The organism is Arthrobacter sp. sptzw32, from assembly GCF_059089735.1.
The window spans coordinates 473,579-488,924 of sequence record NZ_JBNHEZ010000003.1 but is presented as its reverse complement, the minus strand read 5'-3'; the positions used below and the strand labels follow the sequence as shown (position 1 = coordinate 488,924).

General features: G+C 67.3%; 15 protein-coding genes. 8 read left to right on the top strand and 7 right to left on the bottom strand.

From position 1 onward, the window contains the following. Window positions 1-137 precede the first annotated feature (137 nt). Window positions 138-536, bottom strand: coding sequence for a DUF1304 domain-containing protein (locus AC5RVN_RS08775; RefSeq protein ID WP_494137679.1), 399 nt, complete (start codon window positions 534-536; stop codon window positions 138-140). A gap of 120 nt (window positions 537-656) precedes the next feature. Here AC5RVN_RS08775 and AC5RVN_RS08770 point away from each other — a divergent pair, with 120 nt between their 5' ends. The 3 genes from AC5RVN_RS08770 to AC5RVN_RS08760 all read left to right on the top strand — a co-directional run bounded on the left by AC5RVN_RS08770 (window position 657) and on the right by AC5RVN_RS08760 (window position 4,443). Then, window positions 657-1,706 carry a helix-turn-helix transcriptional regulator gene (locus AC5RVN_RS08770; RefSeq protein WP_494137678.1) on the top strand — a complete coding sequence of 350 codons (1,050 nt, stop codon included), beginning with the start codon at window positions 657-659 and terminating at the stop codon, window positions 1,704-1,706. 191 nt (window positions 1,707-1,897) lie between these two features. Then, window positions 1,898-2,824: an ABC transporter ATP-binding protein gene (locus AC5RVN_RS08765; RefSeq protein ID WP_494041224.1), complete on the top strand. Its 927-nt coding sequence runs from the start codon at window positions 1,898-1,900 to the stop codon at window positions 2,822-2,824. Next, the gene (locus AC5RVN_RS08760; protein WP_494137677.1) at window positions 2,824-4,443 is read left to right on the top strand and encodes an ABC transporter permease; all 1,620 of its coding nucleotides are present in this window, start codon (window positions 2,824-2,826) and stop codon (window positions 4,441-4,443) included. The genes AC5RVN_RS08765 and AC5RVN_RS08760 overlap by 1 nt, the downstream gene beginning before the upstream one ends. A 24-nt stretch (window positions 4,444-4,467) precedes the next feature. Here the strand turns inward: AC5RVN_RS08760 and AC5RVN_RS08755 are convergent, their stop codons facing one another. Continuing rightward, a complete protein-coding gene (locus tag AC5RVN_RS08755) occupies window positions 4,468-5,784 on the bottom strand; it encodes a hemolysin family protein (RefSeq protein ID WP_494137676.1) in 1,317 nt (438 codons plus the stop codon). Window positions 5,785-5,914: 130 nt separating this feature from the next. On the opposite strand from AC5RVN_RS08755, the gene AC5RVN_RS08750 reads away from it, so the two are divergent. Then, window positions 5,915-7,093, top strand: coding sequence for a Vgb family protein (locus tag AC5RVN_RS08750; protein ID WP_494041221.1), 1,179 nt, complete (start codon window positions 5,915-5,917; stop codon window positions 7,091-7,093). A gap of 12 nt (window positions 7,094-7,105) precedes the next feature. Here AC5RVN_RS08750 and AC5RVN_RS08745 read toward each other — a convergent pair whose 3' ends face one another. Next, window positions 7,106-7,960 carry an alpha/beta fold hydrolase gene (locus AC5RVN_RS08745; protein ID WP_494137675.1) on the bottom strand — a complete coding sequence of 285 codons (855 nt, stop codon included), beginning with the start codon at window positions 7,958-7,960 and terminating at the stop codon, window positions 7,106-7,108. A 113-nt stretch (window positions 7,961-8,073) separates the two neighbouring features. On the opposite strand from AC5RVN_RS08745, the gene AC5RVN_RS08740 reads away from it, so the two are divergent. Further along, window positions 8,074-8,571, top strand: coding sequence for a hypothetical protein (locus AC5RVN_RS08740; RefSeq protein WP_494137674.1), 498 nt, complete (start codon window positions 8,074-8,076; stop codon window positions 8,569-8,571). Window positions 8,572-8,611: 40 nt separating this feature from the next. Further along, a complete protein-coding gene (locus AC5RVN_RS08735) occupies window positions 8,612-9,055 on the top strand; it encodes a VOC family protein (protein WP_494137673.1) in 444 nt (147 codons plus the stop codon). Window positions 9,056-9,120: 65 nt separating this feature from the next. Here the strand turns inward: AC5RVN_RS08735 and AC5RVN_RS08730 are convergent, their stop codons facing one another. Continuing rightward, window positions 9,121-10,191, bottom strand: a complete 1,071-nt coding sequence (locus AC5RVN_RS08730; RefSeq protein WP_494137672.1) for a glycerophosphodiester phosphodiesterase family protein — start codon at window positions 10,189-10,191, stop codon at window positions 9,121-9,123. Window positions 10,192-10,329: 138 nt separating this feature from the next. Continuing rightward, a complete protein-coding gene (locus AC5RVN_RS08725) occupies window positions 10,330-11,568 on the bottom strand; it encodes an MFS transporter (RefSeq protein WP_494137671.1) in 1,239 nt (412 codons plus the stop codon). A 193-nt stretch (window positions 11,569-11,761) separates the two neighbouring features. Here AC5RVN_RS08725 and AC5RVN_RS08720 point away from each other — a divergent pair, with 193 nt between their 5' ends. Next, window positions 11,762-12,028, top strand: a complete 267-nt coding sequence (locus AC5RVN_RS08720; RefSeq protein WP_494041216.1) for a hypothetical protein — start codon at window positions 11,762-11,764, stop codon at window positions 12,026-12,028. Between the two features lie 22 nt (window positions 12,029-12,050). Here AC5RVN_RS08720 and AC5RVN_RS08715 read toward each other — a convergent pair whose 3' ends face one another. Both AC5RVN_RS08715 and AC5RVN_RS08710 read right to left on the bottom strand, forming a co-directional pair. Continuing rightward, the gene (locus AC5RVN_RS08715) at window positions 12,051-13,619 is read right to left on the bottom strand and encodes a serine hydrolase domain-containing protein (protein ID WP_494137670.1); all 1,569 of its coding nucleotides are present in this window, start codon (window positions 13,617-13,619) and stop codon (window positions 12,051-12,053) included. Window positions 13,620-13,743: 124 nt separating this feature from the next. Continuing rightward, window positions 13,744-14,748 carry a bile acid:sodium symporter family protein gene (locus AC5RVN_RS08710; RefSeq protein WP_494137669.1) on the bottom strand — a complete coding sequence of 335 codons (1,005 nt, stop codon included), beginning with the start codon at window positions 14,746-14,748 and terminating at the stop codon, window positions 13,744-13,746. An 89-nt stretch (window positions 14,749-14,837) separates the two neighbouring features. On the opposite strand from AC5RVN_RS08710, the gene AC5RVN_RS08705 reads away from it, so the two are divergent. After that, window positions 14,838-15,341 carry a mycothiol transferase gene (locus AC5RVN_RS08705; RefSeq protein WP_494137668.1) on the top strand — a complete coding sequence of 168 codons (504 nt, stop codon included), beginning with the start codon at window positions 14,838-14,840 and terminating at the stop codon, window positions 15,339-15,341. The last annotated feature ends 5 nt before the right edge of the window (window positions 15,342-15,346 follow it).

Genomic DNA, 15,346 nt, shown 5'->3' with positions numbered 1-15,346 from the left:
CCAGCCATCGGGGCGGGACTGGATGGTGACTTCGATGGCGTCGCCTGCGAGTGCCAGTCACCGGCAACTTGAAAAAGCCGTGGATATTCTGTTCCGAGAGTGTCCACGGCGTCGGTGGCGTAGCAGGCAGGGCCAGGTCAGAGCGGCAATGTAATCAGTGCGATGAGGGCCGGTACAGTGGCGCCGAGGGTACCCGGAATGCTGTCGCCCTTCCGGGGGTAGTGGCCCTGCATGTCCGCCAAGAACATGGCCGGAGCGGTCAGCACCATGTTCAGGCAGCAATAGATCACCAGGGTGTAGCCCACCACCACATAACCGGTGTTCACCGCCACCACCCCGGCGAGGACCCCCAGGCCGATTACCAGGTTGCGGAACCCTGTGGGGATGGCCCACATCATCACGGCCGGAACATTCTGCGGCGGCGTGCTCAGGAACTTCTGCGCCCCCGGCCGGTGCATCAGGAAGCTTTCCAGCGGGAACACCACGATGTAGATCACGGCGGCGAGTACCGCGAAAATCTGGGAGACGGCGTTCATAAAGAAAAAGTACGACGCCGGCGCGACCGGCCGCGATCCCCGCGCCGGGGGTTCCGGGGTGCGTGAGGAACCCCCAAATTAGGGGATTGCACTGCCACCCCGTGGGCGGATACTGGAGCTATGTGGGAGGAGCGCGCTGAGCATGCCCGGCGGGACATCGCCGCCCTCGCCGCCAGCGGAATGAACCCGGCCGACCTGCACGCCTCGGCTCTCGCCGTCGTACAGCGGGAGGTGCCGTTCGAGCAGGGCTGCTGGGCCGCCGTCGACCCCGAGACCCTGGTGATGACCTCCGTAACCAACTGGCGGCCGTGGCCCGTGGGCGAGGCCGAGTACGAGGAGTACGCCCTCCGCTTCGCCGAGACCGAGTACACCGGCCAGGAACCGAACAGGTTCGTTGAGCTGCTGCGGCGCCCCCAGCCCGTCGCGAGGATCTCGGACGCCCCGCACCGGGACGTGGTCCGCAGCGTCCGGATCAACGAACTGCTGAAGCCGCAAGGGCTGGAACACGAGCTGCGCGCAGCATTCCGGATAGACGACGCGTGCTGGGGAGTCGGAAGCATCTTCCGGGACGCCGGCCACGACTTCACGGACCGCGAGGTGGAGTTCCTGCGCGCAGTGGCGGCAACCCTGGCAGCGGCAACCAGGATCGCTGTCCGGGTACGGCACCAGACGGGGCCAGCCGCCGTCGGGCCGGTGATCGTCCTGGCCGGGCAGCACGGCGAGCTGCGGGCGGCCACCACCGCCGCCGCAGAATGGCTGGCCGAAGTGGAGGAGGCGGCGCCCGGCCGGTTCAGCATGACATTGTACTCGGTGATGGCGCAGGCGCACGCCGCCGCGTCTGGAACGGCCCGGGCCAGGATGCGGGACGCCGGGAACAACTGGGTAGTGTTGCAGGCCAGCCGCCTAATCACCGGTGACGATCCCGGGCAGATGGTGGTCACAGTGGAGCCGGCCACCACCCACGACCTGGCCGGCCTGCTGCTGATGGCTTACGGGGTCACCGCCCGCGAGCGCGAGGTCTGCCTGGAGGTGCTGGCCGGGAACCCGACAGCGGACATCGCCCGGCACCTGTTCATCTCCCCGCACACCGTGCATGACCACCTGAAATCGCTGTACGGGAAGGTGGGCGTGGGCAGCCGCGGGGAGTTGGTGGCCAAGCTTGTGGCATGACAGCCGGCGGCCCCGGACGGCTTGCGGGCGGACTGGCGGCTAACAGGATGTTGCGGTCTTCCTAGCCCGTTCCTGCGCTTGTATGCTGTGGATCGGAGAGCCGGGAAGCCTGGTCGGCCCGTAGGCGATGCCTGCGGAACGCCCCGGCGCCGCCTCGGGCGTTCGTATGACGACCTGAGGAGCGGACGCAGATGGATTCAGCAGCACAACCCGTCGTAGAAGTGCGGGAACTGGTCAAGAACTTCGGCAGGACCCGGGCCCTGAATGGCCTGAACCTGATCGTGAACCCGGGCGAGGTCCACGGCTTCCTCGGCCCCAACGGCGCCGGCAAATCCACTACGCTGAGGATCCTCTTGGGGCTTATCCGCCCTACTGCGGGAACAGCGCGGGTCCATGGGATAGAACCCTGGGCGGACCCTGTCGCGGTGCATAGGGAGATCGCCTACGTCCCGGGTGATATAAGCCTGTGGCCCAACCTGTCGGGCGGGGAAGTCATCGATCTGGTCACCGGCCTCCGCGGCGGCGCAGAGGGGAAGCTGCGCCGCGACCTGATCGAGGAGTTCGAGTTTGATCCGCGGAAGAAAACGCGGACCTACTCACGGGGCAACCGGCAAAAGGTGGCTCTCATTGCAGCGTTCGCCCGGCCCGCGCGCGTGTATCTGCTGGATGAGCCCAGCGCGGGACTGGACCCGGTGATGGACGCGGTGTTCCGCCGCCAGATCGAAAGAGTCAGCAGGGACGGGGCCACTGTGCTGCTGTCCAGCCACATCCTCAGCGAGGTGGAACAGCTCTGCGACCGCGTGACCATCATCCGGTCTGGAGCCACCGTGGAAACCGGGACGCTCGGCGAATTGCGGCACCTGCAGCGCACACACTTCCGCGTGACGGGTCTCGCTGATCCGGCACGGCTGGCGGCGTTGCCTGGCACGCATGGGGTCAGCATCGCTGATGGAGCAGCGGAGTTTGATGCCGACGCCGGGGACCTCGGGTCCGTCCTGGCCGGCATCGCGGAGCCGGGAGTCAGCGGCCTGTCGGTGGCCCCGCCGTCCCTTGAATCCCTGTTCCTGCGCCACTACGGTGACGGCGGCAAGGACCGTGTGGACAGCGAGGTCAAGTGATGGGCGGCATGCTGCGGCTGGTCCTGTCCCAGGCGCACCGGGACAGGGTTACGTTGCCGGTCTGGATCCTGGGCATCTCGCTGCTCAGTTTTGCCACGTCAAAGGCTGTCGCCACGCAGTTCGGGGACGAGGCGGCGCAGGCCGCGATCCTGGCCCTGGCGGCATCGAACCCGGCCTTCCTCTTCCTGCGCGGCCTGCCGGACGGGACCGGCGTTGGTGCCGTGGTGTTCTTCCAGGGTTACGCCTTCACGGCGGTCCTGGCCGGACTGATGAGCACTTTCCTGGTGGTGCGGCACACCCGCGCAGACGAGGAGCTCGGACGGGCCGAACTCCTCGGGGCGGTTCCGGTGCCGCGAACGGCACCCTTGGCGGCGACGCTTCTGTTGGGTGCGGCCGCGAATCTGCTGCTGGCCGCCTTTGTTGCGGCTGCTTTCGTCGCGGCCGGGCTGCCGGCTGCCGGTGCCGTGGCCGCCGCTGCCGCCGTCGGGGTTGTCGGCGTTTTCTTTGTTGGTCTCGCCGCCGTGGTTGCCCAGGTCCTGCCCTCGGGCAGGAGCGCAAACGGGGCCGCCGCGGGCCTTGTGGGTGTGGCCTATCTGCTCCGCGGCGTCGGGGACGCGTTGGGCACTCCAGCGGCGGATCTGCTGCACGTGACCAGTGCCTGGCCGTCGCTCCTGTCGCCCATTGGCTGGGGCCAGCGCTCCCGGCCGTTCACTGCCCCGGACCTGTCCGCGCTGCTGGTGCCGCTTGCTGCCGGATTGGCTCTGGGGGCTGCTGCGGTGCTCATCCGACGACGGCGGGACCTGGGGGCGAGCATGCTGCCCGAGCTCCCGGGCAGGGAACGGGCAGGGGTGGGCGGCACCTCATTCTTTGGCCTCGCCTGGCGCCTGCAACGGGGAGTAGTGGCCGGCTGGTGCGTTGGGGCGGCGGTCCTGGGGGCAGTGGCAGGTGCCCTTGGACCGGCTGTCTCCGAGACCGTGTCCGGCCTGGCGCCCCTGAGGGACCTCATTGCCCGGCTTGTTCCCGGCGGCCGGGCAGGGCTGATCGACATTTTCGTCACCGCCCTGCTTGGCGTGGCAGGGGTGTTTGCGGCGGCCGCGGGCATCCAGGCGGTGCTGCGGCTGCGCGCGGAGGAGGCCGAAGGCCGGGCGGAGCTCCTGCTCTCCGCGCCGGTCACCCGGGTCCGCTGGCTTGGCGCGAACCTGGTCATCGCTGCCTTGTCCGCAGCGGCCGTCACCACAACCGCTGGTGTCGCTGCCGCCGTCGGCCTGGCGCTGTCCGGCACCTCGGACGGTCCGGTCTGGTCTCTGGTTCCGGCGGCGCTGGCGCATGTTCCCGCAGCACTGGTGTTCCTGGCGGCCGCGTCGGTTTCGTTTGCGGTTGCACCCCGGCTCGCCATCCTGCTCGGGTGGGGGATGCTTGCGGCGGGGATCATTGTGGGCGAGTTCGGTGAGTTGTTCGCCCTGCCGGTATGGCTGCAGGACCTGAGCCCGTTCCGGCACTCGTCCGCCATGCCTGTGGAAGCCTTTAACCAGGCAGGGGCGCTGGGGCTGGTTGTCGTTGCCGCCGCAGGCGCCGCCATCGCCGCCTACTCCCTTCGCCGGCGGGACATCACCGCCTGATCCCGGAGCCGGTAGGCCAACGGATCAGGACTTCGGCGGACCCGGAGCACCAGGTTCCACGGAACGGGGCGTCACGCGAATCCGGGAAACGCGCAGCCGGTCCATCGCCGTCACCGTCAGCACATGGCCGTCCGCTTCCACGCTGTCACCAATGCGGGGAAGGCGCCCCAGCCGGTCAATCACAAACCCGGCCACCGTCTCGTAGTGCCCCTCGGCCAGCTCGACTCCGGAGGCAGAGGCGAACTCCTTAAGAATCAACCCGCCGTCGACGTCCACCGAGCCGTCGGCCTTGGTGACACGGTTCTCCGCAGCCGAGCCGGCGTCGTACTCGTCGTAAATCTCACCCACCAGCTCTTCCACCAGGTCCTCCAGCGTGACGATCCCGTCCGTGCCGCCGTATTCGTCCACCACCAGGGCGATGTGCTGGCCCAGCCTGCGCATGCGCTGCAGTGACGGCAGCACCTTGTTGGTGCCCGGCAGCGGAAGGATCTCCCGGACGATGTCCCGCACCTGGCCGTCGTCGTGCTTACCGTTGAGCGGTACGAGGTCACGGACGTGGATGAAGCCGAGGACGTCGTCGGGCGTCTTGTCGATCACCGGATAGCGTGAGAACGGCCCGTCCCTGACCATGCTGAACGCCTCGGCGATGGTGAGGTTGCCGTTGATGAACGTCACGTCGGTGCGTGGGCGCATGACTTCCTGGAGGGAGCGGTCCGCGGCGGCGAAGACGTCTGAGAGGATGCTGCGGCTGTCCTCTTCCAGCATGTCGCTCTCGGCCACCATGTCCCATAATTCTTCAGAGCTGACGCTCTCCTGCCTGGCGTTCGGGTCACCGCCGAACAGCCGAACGACGGCGTCCGTTGAGACGGACAGCAGCCAGACGGCGGGCCGCATGATTTCGGACAGCACGCCCAGGGGAGGGGCGAGGACTCTGGTGAAGCCGACGGCGCTCTGCATGGCCAGCCGCTTGGGCACGAGTTCGCCAAGAACCAGGGAGAGATAGGCCACCAGCAGCGTCATCCCGATAAAGGAGACAGGTTCGGCCGCGGCGCCGAAACCGACGCCGGCCAGAAGGGGTTCGACATCCGGGGCGATGGTGGAGGCGCCATAGGCGGCCGAGAAAAAGCCGGACAGCGTCACGCCGATCTGCACCGTGGACAGGAACCTGTTGGGGTTCCCGGCCAGCGCCGCGATCCGGGCACCGCGTTTGCCTGACTTCTCCATCCGGCGCACCTGGCTCTCGCGCAGGGATACCAGCGCCATTTCCGTGCCGGCGAACACCCCGCCCAGCAGCACAAAAAAGAGGACCAACAGAAAATTCAGCAGGGTATCGCCGTCCATGGACAGACACTACCGAACAGCCGGGCCCTGGTGTGGACGGGTGTTAGGCAGGGGCGAAATACCGGAACAGGCAGTGCCGGTAGGATCGGAGGGTTGCCGCGGGGGTCGGCCACAGTTTTGGGGGAAGTACGTGAACGTCGGTCCGATAAAGCGCACCGCTAGGGCCTCCGTGGCCGGCGCTGCCGCGCTCCTGCTCGCGTCCGCCGTCATAGCTGCTCCGGCGTCTGCCGATGACCCACAAACGATTTCCGTCACCGGACAGCCCCTGGGAGTGGCGGCAGGTCCGGACGGCGCTGTCTATGTCAGCGACTACAACTGGACAGGCGGTATCAGCGTCTACGAGCCGGGGGAGACGAGCGCTTCCCGGCACATCAGCGTTGGGAGGTTTTCTACTTCCTTGGCCATGACGCCGGACGGGTCGCTCTACGTGGTCCAGACTACGGAGGAGATGCAGACCGAGCTGGGCGTGGTTGCCCCCGGCGCCTCAGACGTGTCCTTCACCATCCCGCTGCCGCAGGGGACACACTGGCTGACGGCGGGGCCGGACGGGGCACTGTACGTTGCCAGCCGCAGCGAAGGCACTGTGTCAGTGGTTATGCCTGGCGGGAGGCGGGTGGACCGGGTTGTGGACGCCGGCCATCATCCTGTGGAGGTTGCCGTGGCAAAGGACGGCACCGCCTATGCCGCCAACCAGGACGCAGGCACCGTCAGCGTCATTCCGGGCGGCGCCGCCAGTCCCTCGCACACCATCGACCTCGGCAGGACGTCCGCTCCCCACGGGATTGCGGCCGCCCCTGACGGGACTGTTTACGTGGCCAACGTCCTGTCCAACGACGTCGCTGTCATTGAGCCGGGCGGGACCACAGTGGCGCGGCGGATCCGGGTGGGCCGCGAGCCGCAGGAGGTGGCCACCTCTCCGGACGGCACGGTGTACGTGACCAACAGTGCGGACAACACGGTCTCGGTCTTACCGCCAGGCGCGGATGCAGTGGCGGAGACGGTGCCGGTAGGGGAGGACCCGGGCCGCCTGGCTGTTGCGGCGGACGGCTCGGTGGTGGTGGTCAACCGGGGCGGCAAGTCCCTCACCGTTATCGACGGCGGAGGGTCAGGGGTAGATGCCGACGGCGGGACGTCGCCACTGCCTGATGCAGCCACTCCTTCCGGGGGTGCTTCCGCGGCTGCGCTTCCCGCGGTCGCGGTGGGAGCCGCCGGACTGGTGCTGGCCGGCGCGGCCGCGCTCATCGTGGTGTTTCGAAGGCGCAGGACGGTCGAGGCGGCAGCCACGGTGACAGCCTTGACCTTCGACTAGTGCCGGGTCTGGCTAAGTTTTCCGGGCGTTGGGGTGTGCTGCCTGCAACACCTTCGCGAAGTCCGAAGCGTGGGTTTCCGGCCACCAGTGCCCGCCGTCCACCCTTGTCACAGTAAGGTCTGGCACCCAGTTCTCCAGGCCCTCCGTAAGGCTGGACGAAACGAACGGGTCCTTGACGGGAACCACCACCTGGACCGGAATCGAAACCCGGACCGGGGGCTCGTGCCTGCCGGGAAAGTTTGCCCGGTAGAGGGCCAGCCCGCGGACAGGGTTGTCGCCAATCGGCCGTCCGGCAGCCCTTTCATAGGAGCCGGTGAGGAAGAAACGCCAGAGCGCCTCGGGCAGCAGCGGAATCTGGAACACGGCAACATACTGGCTGCGCAGGAGCTGTCCCACCAACTGGAACCAGCTGCGCGGGTGCCGCAAGCGCTGATGCATCCACCAGGAGACATGCCCCAGGTCCGGCCCGGACACGCTCGTGAAGCGGCTGATCCTCCCGGCGGCGCGGGGGTTCTGGACAGCTGCCCACCCCTGGATGGACCCCCAGTCGTGGCCCACAACATGAACGGACGAGGTATTCGTTGCGGCCAGCACGGCGTACAGATCGTCCACCAAAGCCTGCAGCAGAAAGCTGTCTTTCCCTCCGGGGGCAGATGAGGATCCGGCGTTGCGGGTGTCGTAAGCGATCACGTGGAATGTTCCCGCGAGTTCGCGGATGAGCGGAAGGAACACGCCGTGGTCGTCCGGGTAGCCGTGGACCAGGAGCAGGGAAGGAACTTCAGGTGCCGGTTCCGGGCCATATTCAAAAACTGCCAGCTCAGCCCCGTGGGACGGAACTGTTCGCCGCCGTTCCTTCCACGTGTCCATCGGCACAGCCTATAACTCTCCACCAGTCACTCCGGCAGGAATCCGGCGCGCCCGCGATCCGCAGCCCCGAATAGGTCTTCCACCAGCCGTTGAGGTGTCGTTACCCTGAACCCATGGAAACGGTGCTTGCCTCTTGGGGGGAGTTCAACGTGGCAATCGCCGGAGCCGGTGCGGCTTTGGGCGGGTTGCTCATCGTGGCGCTGTCGGTGAACATCAAGCAGATCGCTGAGTCGCGGGGCCTCGCCGCCCGCGCAGGCGGCGCGGTGTCTGCGCTGATCCTTGGTGTTGTCCTGGCGTGTGCTGCGCTGATCCCTGGCCAGCCGCTATGGGCGTTCGGCACCGAGGTCCTGATCGGCACCCTGGTGGGAGGGGTTATCGCTGCCCTGGCGGCTCGGGCGATCATTCAGGATGACAGCCCGGGCCGGCCGCGGAACTGGGATAGGCAGCACATCGCGTCCTTCGTCCTCCCGCTCGTCATCTACTTGGTGGGCGGTGTGCTGCTCGTACTGTCGGTCCCCACAGGACTGCTCGTGGTGGCCCTTGCCACGATCGTGGCATTGATAGGCGCCGTCCTTTTCTCCTGGGTTGCACTCGTGGAAATTCTGCGCTGACCCCGAAAGGATCCAGGGACAGCACGAGGACGGAGACCGGATGTCACCTGTAAAACGCTTCGACCATATCGGCATCACCGTTGCGGACCTGGAATTGGTGACGGCGTTCTTCGTCGGGCTGGGCCTGGAGATTGAGGGCGGGCCGATGTTCATGGAGGGTGAGTTCGTGGATACGGTGATTGGCATTCCCGGCTCGCAAAGCCGGATCGTCACGCTGCGCCCGCCCGACGGCGGCACCCGGCTGGAGCTCTCGAGCTTTGTCCGGCCGGAACACCAGCCCGGGTCGCCGCACGCGATGGCCAACGAGCTGGGGTTGCGCAACGTGTCCTTTGAGGTGGACAACCTCCAGGCCACGGTGGAGCAGTTGGCCGCAGACGGCTACGGGCTGGTGGGCGGGATCGGCCAGTACGAGCAGATGTGGCGGATGGCCTACGTCCGCGGTCCGGAGGGAATCATCGTGTCCCTGGCAGAGCGGATCGGCTGACCAGGTAAAAAGGCCCGGCACCAGCTGGATCAGGCTGCTGCCGGGCCTTGCACTGGCCGGAAGGCTTAGCCCTTCACTTCGTACGCCTTCGGCAGCTTCAGGCCCCGCTCTTCCATGAGGGTGCGCAGGCGGGTGGGGTAGTCGGTGATGATGCCGTCCACACCCAGGTCCATCAGGCGCTCCATGTCCGCGGTGGTGTTCACGGTCCACGGGATGACGGGCAAACCCAGTTCGTGGGCTTCGGCGATCATCGCCGGGGTGACGGAGCTGAACGTGGGGGAGACGACGTCGTACCCCTGGGCTGCTGCCGCCTTCGGCAGGGAACCGTTGTAGTCGTCGATGTCGATGCCGCCGAGGTTGCGGCTGGCGCCGGGCTGTCCCACGCCCATCCAGGCGTTGCCGCTGGAGAGTGCCACCAGCGGCAGCTCCGTGGCGATCTCCTTGGTGAGGTTCAGCGAGGACCAGTCGAAGGACTGGAGCGTGGTGCGGTCGGCCATGCCGGAGGCGTTGATCTCGGCCACCACGGCGCGGGTCAGGGACTCCATGCCGGCGCCGCCGATCTCGCTGCTCTCCACCTTGGTCTCCACGTTGAAGCGGACCTTCGCGGCGTTGGTGTCGCGGACCAGCTGGTAGACGTCCTTGAGTTCAGCGATGCGGTTGCCCTCGATGACGTCCTGCTCAGGGTAGCCGGCCAGCGGCTGGAAGCCGCAGTCGAGCGTCTTGATTTGTGCCAGGGAAAGCTCGGCCACGCGGTCGCCCACGTACGGGAACTCGGGGTCCCCGGCAGTGGCGGCTTCGGTGTCCTTGCACTTGCCGGCCTGGATGGTGCCGTCATGCCAAACGATCACCTTGCCGTCCTGGGTCAGGTGGGTGTCCAGCTCCAGGGTGGTCACGCCCAGCGCCAGGGAGTTGGTGAACGCGGCCAGGGACTCCTCGGTCCACTCCCCGCGGCCGCCGCGGTGGCTCTGCAGGTCGAAGGAGCCGTTCCGCTCATTCGTCTTGATGGCGCTTGTTGGCGCCGTTCTGGCATCGTTCGACGACGGCGTGCCGGCTTCGTTCTGCGGGCTTGCCGCGGCGGGGCCCGCCATGGCGGCGATCAGGGCGGCGGCAGCCGCGGCAGTCAGGACTTGGCGCATGGGTGGTTCCTCCAGTGAGACAGGGAAGCGGCCGGCAGGCCGCTGACCCGTCAACGCTAGGGAGGGCAGGTTGCGTGCTTGGTGCGCAGAGTTGGAGCTGAGGTTAACGGGAGAGAGTCTTCCGAAAACGCCGCCTCGCTAGTGCGTGTTTTCAGGTTCCTTGACCGGCCGGGGCCGCTTCCACGTGGACTCGCGCGGGCCCGGCGGATAGGCCGCCGTTTTACCGGCGTACGTGATCACCAGTGCCGCGATGACCGGGAGGGCCGCGGCGGCGGGCACCAGCAAAGGTCCGGCTACCACCAGGGCGGCCGAGCCGTAGAGGGCACCGATGGTGATGCCCAGCTGGATGGTGAGGACCGTGAGCCCGTTCGCGGCGTCCTTGTTCTCACGGCCGGCCCGGAGGATGGCCGACTGGTTGTAGATGCCGATGGCGCCGAGGCCCGCGCCCCACACCGTCATCAACGCCAGGGCGAGGAACAGGCTGCCACCCACGAAAGGCAACGCCAGCATTGAGGCGGCGATTGCCGCCGTCGTGATCAAAAGCGAACGGCGCGGGTGCGAATCCACCGTGAGCCCGGCGATCCAGATGCCGAGCAGGCCCGAGACGCCCAGGACCGTGAGGGAGAGGCTGATGGCGTAGTCGGGCAGCCCGGCGTCGCGGATATACGGGGCGATGTAGGTGAAAAGCGCGAAGTGGGCCAGGACCAGCAGGGGCCAGGCGATGGCTACGGATTTCACGCCGGGCTGGGCGATGGCCGAACGCATGGAAGGGCGTACCTCGCCGGCGCCGCGGCGCACCGACGGGAGGAACAGGAAGCCCAGGATGGCGAGGAGCACGCCGAAGCCGGCGAGGGCCAGGAACGCCGACCGCCAGCCGAGGACCGTGCCAAGTGCCGTGCCCACCGGTGCGCCGATCGCCAGGCCGAGGCTGTTGCCGCTGAAGACAATGGCCAGGGCCTTGCCCACTTTGTCGGCCGGTACCACGCGCGAGACATACGGTGCCATGGTGGTCCAGAGCAGTCCGTGCGCCAGGCCGCCCACCAGGCGAGCCACCATCGCGAAGGTGAAGTCGGGGGCGATGCCCACCAGGGCGTTGCTGAGCGCGAACGTCAGGACCAGGGCCACCAGCAGGGGCCGCTTCGGTATGTTCGCCAGCAGCCGCGCGGCCGGCACCACCGTGACTACGATGACCGCGGCGTAGGCGGCGGCGAGGTAACCGGCCACTGGCTCGGACACCTTCAGGGCCTCGCTGATCTGGGGGAGCAGTCCGGACGGGAGCAGTTCGGTAGTGATGGCGGTAAAGGCGATGGTGGCCAGGACCATCATGGCGGCCAGCGGAAAACGCTGGGGCGCCGGCGCGGAAATCGCGGAAGACATTAAGGAGGATTCCATTCAAGGGGGAGGGGAGCGGAACCCGGCGCTGCTGGCCTGAACAATTCCTCCAACAAGTTTACACTCTGAACTAACCACCCCGGTGCCATAAGATCCGGTCTGAGGGGCCCTGTTGGTACCTGCCAGAGCCGATCTGCGCCAGACTGGAGTCCGGCCCAACCAACGAAAGCAGATTTCCTTGATTACTCTCCAGCAGGACGCAGAAGGCTTCATCCGGATGAACCGGCACTACCCCGCCAGCGTCCGGATCAGGATCGCCTTCAATGACGGCAGCACCGGCGAGTTTTCCGGCCGGGCCCTCAACAGCGCCTACGACGCCGCGCTCGCCGAATTCCGCGCGAAGAACGGCCTCGACGCGCGGGGCTTCTCCAGGACGCCTGCCGGCCGGACGAACTCCGGCAACAAGGTCGACTTTGTTCCCGTGCACCCCGGCATGGAGGAGTAGCCGGGGCCCTTGCTCCAAGTGCTTAAGGTGCTGGCCGCATCCTCAGGAGCAGCCACATGGTCCGCGGGATGGGCCAAATAATCGCGAGCCCGAGCACCATCACCAGCGGAACCCCGACGTCCGGGAACTGGCGGATGATGACCGGCAGGTCGGTATCGAACCGGGCGGGTGCGTAGAACAGGCACAGCCATAGGGCGAACACGTCCAGCGCGAGGGTGGCTGCGGCCCAGGCCAAACGAGCCCACCGTCCACTGCCTGCGAAGCGCTTATGGAGCAGGACCGACAGCGCCAGCCACAGGCTCAGCAGCTCCATCAGCAGCAACGCCAGGGACACCGCCCAGCTGTAGCGCTGCAGCCAGTCCTCGAAGACCACCGCCGGTATCGGGGACTGTCCGTGGAGGATCCGCAGGATGTTGGTATCGATGGCCTTGAGCCGCGACGGGGCGGCAGTATCGTTGCCGTTGATCACCAGGGCAACGCCGAGGCCGGAGTTGGGGACCATGGCCAGGTACGTGTGGCTGTTGCCCCATTCCCCCTGGTGTTCCAGCAGCAGCGGCAACTCCCCAGGCGGCACCGGCATCCAGGGGTCAACGGATTCAACCAGCGGCCGGGTGTACCAGCCCATGCCGTAACCCTTGGCCTGGTCCACAGAGCTGCCCGGCTCGAACATCGCTGCCACGCTCTGGGGCTGGAGGATCCGCGCGTCGCCGTGCCGGCCGCCGTCGAGAAGCGCCGCCAGCACGTGGCCCAGGTCCTCGGCCGAGGAGTAAAGGGTGCTGGACGGCATCCCGGCGGCGGGCGCGGGGACGTCCGTCTGGAGCCAGAAGGAGCTGAACCACCGGGAATGGCCGGCGGCGAGGTTGTCCTGTCGGGCAGCTGCCCGGGTGGGATGGCTGTGCACCATGTCCAACGGCCCGAACACGTGTTGCTCCAAGTAGTCCGCGAAGGGCTGGCCGGAGACCGCCTGCACCAGGACGCCCAGTACGTTGTAGTTGGCGCTGGCGTAGTGGAAGTTCCGGCCCGGTTCCCCCGCAAGGGGAGAGTTCGCCAGGTCGCGGACGGCTGCTTCCAGGGCGTCCGTGTGCTGGTCGCGGGAGGCTTCGAAGGCGGTGTCCCTGGCGCTCATGCCGCTGGTCTGGTGAAGCAGGTGGCGCACCGTGATGGCGGGCGACCGGGGATCGTCAAGGGTGAACCAGGGCAGGTACGTTTGCACCGGCTCGTCCAGCCGCAGCCGCCCGGCCTCCACCTGCTGCATCACCGCGATGGCAGTTAGCGACTTGCTGGTGGAGGCGAGCAGCACCGGCGTTTGCGCCGTCATCGGCCGTCTCGAGGCGTCTGCCTTGCCAAGAGTTGCGGAGTGCACCTGGACGCCGTTACGGACGACGGCGACTGCGGCACCGGGAATGCCGAGGCTTTCGAGCTGCCCTCGCAGGTAGGAGTCCACGGCCGCGTAGGTCTGCCCAGAATCGGCGGATTCCCTGGCCGTAATTTCGGTAAGGGCTGCCGTTGGCGGGGGCGCGGCAGCAACGAGGAACCCGGCCACCAGGAAGCACAGCAGCAGGCAACGCGCTGACCACCGCATTGTCCGCATGGCTGCACCTGCTTCGGCTGTCCGTCACTTCGCGGTAGGGCCTGGCCAAGCGGAAGGCAACGCATGGGCAAGCCGGCGGTGGTACCGAATTGAGGGGCCTGCAGGGCCAACAGCTGAAGGAGGTTTACTCCGTAACAGCTGCCGGAACCCGCTCAGCGTTCTGTGAAGCAGCTGAGCTGCGGCGGCGCCAGTAGGCCGCCAGGACGGCGCCGGAAACGTTGTGCCAGACGGAGAAGATTGCTCCGGGCAGTGCCGCTTCAGGTGTCAGGTACTGCCGCGCGAGCCCTGCTGCGAGGCCTGAATTCTGCATGCCGACTTCAATTGCAGTGGTGCGGCGGGAGGGGATGGGCAGCCTGAAAAGACGGGCAGCAGCGTAACCAAGGGCATAACCGAGGCCGTTGTGCAGGATGACTGCCGCAAGAACCAGCAGCCCGGCGGCGAAGATGGCCTTTGCGCTTCCGGAGACCACCGCAACCACCACAACGGTAATGGCGAGCACCGAAATCCAGGGCAGGGCCGGCAGCGCCTTGTTGACCAGGCGCGGCAGGAAGACCCGGATGATGAGTCCCAGCAGAACAGGGAACAGCACAACCTGGACAATGGACCACGCCATGGAACCGGCGTCCACCGGCATGTACTGGCCGGCCAGCCACAATGCCAGCGCCGGGGTCATCAGCGGAGCGATCAGCGTGGAAACGGTGGTCATGGCAACGGACAGTGCCACATCACCCTTGGCGAGGTAGGACACCACGTTCGATGCGGTGCCGCCGGGGCAGCAACCCACCAGGATGACGCCGGCAGCAAGTGCAGGCGGAAGGCCCAGGGCAGCCGCAACCAGCCATCCCAGGAACGGCATGATCGCGTACTGTGCCACCACTCCGATCACCACGGGGACGGGCCGTTTGGCAATCACGGCAAAGTCCGGGGGAGTGAGGGTCAGCCCCATCCCGAACATGATGACCCCCAGCAGGGGGTTGATCCACGGGGCCAGTCCGGTGAAAGCTGAGGGAGCGGCGAGCGCCACGGCTCCGCCCGCCAGGATAAGCAGGGGAAACAGGGTGACGGCGACGCGGGCGCTGCGTTCTTCGGCGGCTGACGCCGTGGTGGAGGATTCGGGTAAAAGAGACATACCTACCGGATTATCACAGCGCGGGTTGGGTCCCGGAATTGGTGCCGGTTGATGACGCAGCCGTGCCTGCAGGGAAGGAAGGGAACAAAGTGAAGACGGATGAGCTGCTGCGGGACGCGTTCGGGCGGATCCGGGAGACGGTGGAGGACACGCTGGAAGGGCTCGACGGCGGCGCCCTCACCCGCCGCCCGGGCGGCACCGGGAACTCGATCGCCTGGCTGATCTGGCACCTAGGCCGGGTGGAGGATGCGCAGGTGGCCGCCGCGGCCGGGCTGGAGCAGGTGTGGACGTCGCAGGGTTTCGCAGGCCGTTTCGGCCTGCCGCTGCCGGAGCGGGACACCGGCTACGGGCATTCGACGGACCAGGTGGACGCAGTCCAGGCCGCACCGGAGTTGCTGCTTGAGTACTACGACGCCGTGCACCGGCAGACCGTGGGTTTCCTGGCAGGACTTCGGGACGAGGATTTGGACCGGATCGTGGACCGGCGCTGGGATCCGCCCGTCACGCTCGGCGTCCGGCTGGTCAGCACCCTTGCCGACTGCCTCCAGCATGTGGGGCAGGCCGCCTATGCGAAGGGCCTCGGAGACACGTAGCAGGC

What these genes read in the sequence shown, in the direction of transcription:
- AC5RVN_RS08775 (WP_494137679.1), bottom strand. Translation starts at nt 536, where the DNA reads ATGAACGCCGTCTCCCAGATTTTCGCGGTACTCGCCGCCGTGATCTAC.
- AC5RVN_RS08770 (WP_494137678.1), top strand. Translation starts at nt 657, where the DNA reads ATGTGGGAGGAGCGCGCTGAGCATGCCCGGCGGGACATCGCCGCCCTC.
- AC5RVN_RS08765 (WP_494041224.1), top strand. Translation starts at nt 1,898, where the DNA reads ATGGATTCAGCAGCACAACCCGTCGTAGAAGTGCGGGAACTGGTCAAG.
- AC5RVN_RS08760 (WP_494137677.1), top strand. Translation starts at nt 2,824, where the DNA reads ATGGGCGGCATGCTGCGGCTGGTCCTGTCCCAGGCGCACCGGGACAGG.
- AC5RVN_RS08755 (WP_494137676.1), bottom strand. Translation starts at nt 5,784, where the DNA reads ATGGACGGCGATACCCTGCTGAATTTTCTGTTGGTCCTCTTTTTTGTG.
- AC5RVN_RS08745 (WP_494137675.1), bottom strand. Translation starts at nt 7,960, where the DNA reads ATGGACACGTGGAAGGAACGGCGGCGAACAGTTCCGTCCCACGGGGCT.
- AC5RVN_RS08740 (WP_494137674.1), top strand. Translation starts at nt 8,074, where the DNA reads ATGGAAACGGTGCTTGCCTCTTGGGGGGAGTTCAACGTGGCAATCGCC.
- AC5RVN_RS08735 (WP_494137673.1), top strand. Translation starts at nt 8,612, where the DNA reads ATGTCACCTGTAAAACGCTTCGACCATATCGGCATCACCGTTGCGGAC.
- AC5RVN_RS08730 (WP_494137672.1), bottom strand. Translation starts at nt 10,191, where the DNA reads ATGCGCCAAGTCCTGACTGCCGCGGCTGCCGCCGCCCTGATCGCCGCC.
- AC5RVN_RS08725 (WP_494137671.1), bottom strand. Translation starts at nt 11,568, where the DNA reads ATGTCTTCCGCGATTTCCGCGCCGGCGCCCCAGCGTTTTCCGCTGGCC.
- AC5RVN_RS08715 (WP_494137670.1), bottom strand. Translation starts at nt 13,619, where the DNA reads ATGCGGACAATGCGGTGGTCAGCGCGTTGCCTGCTGCTGTGCTTCCTG.
- AC5RVN_RS08710 (WP_494137669.1), bottom strand. Translation starts at nt 14,748, where the DNA reads ATGTCTCTTTTACCCGAATCCTCCACCACGGCGTCAGCCGCCGAAGAA.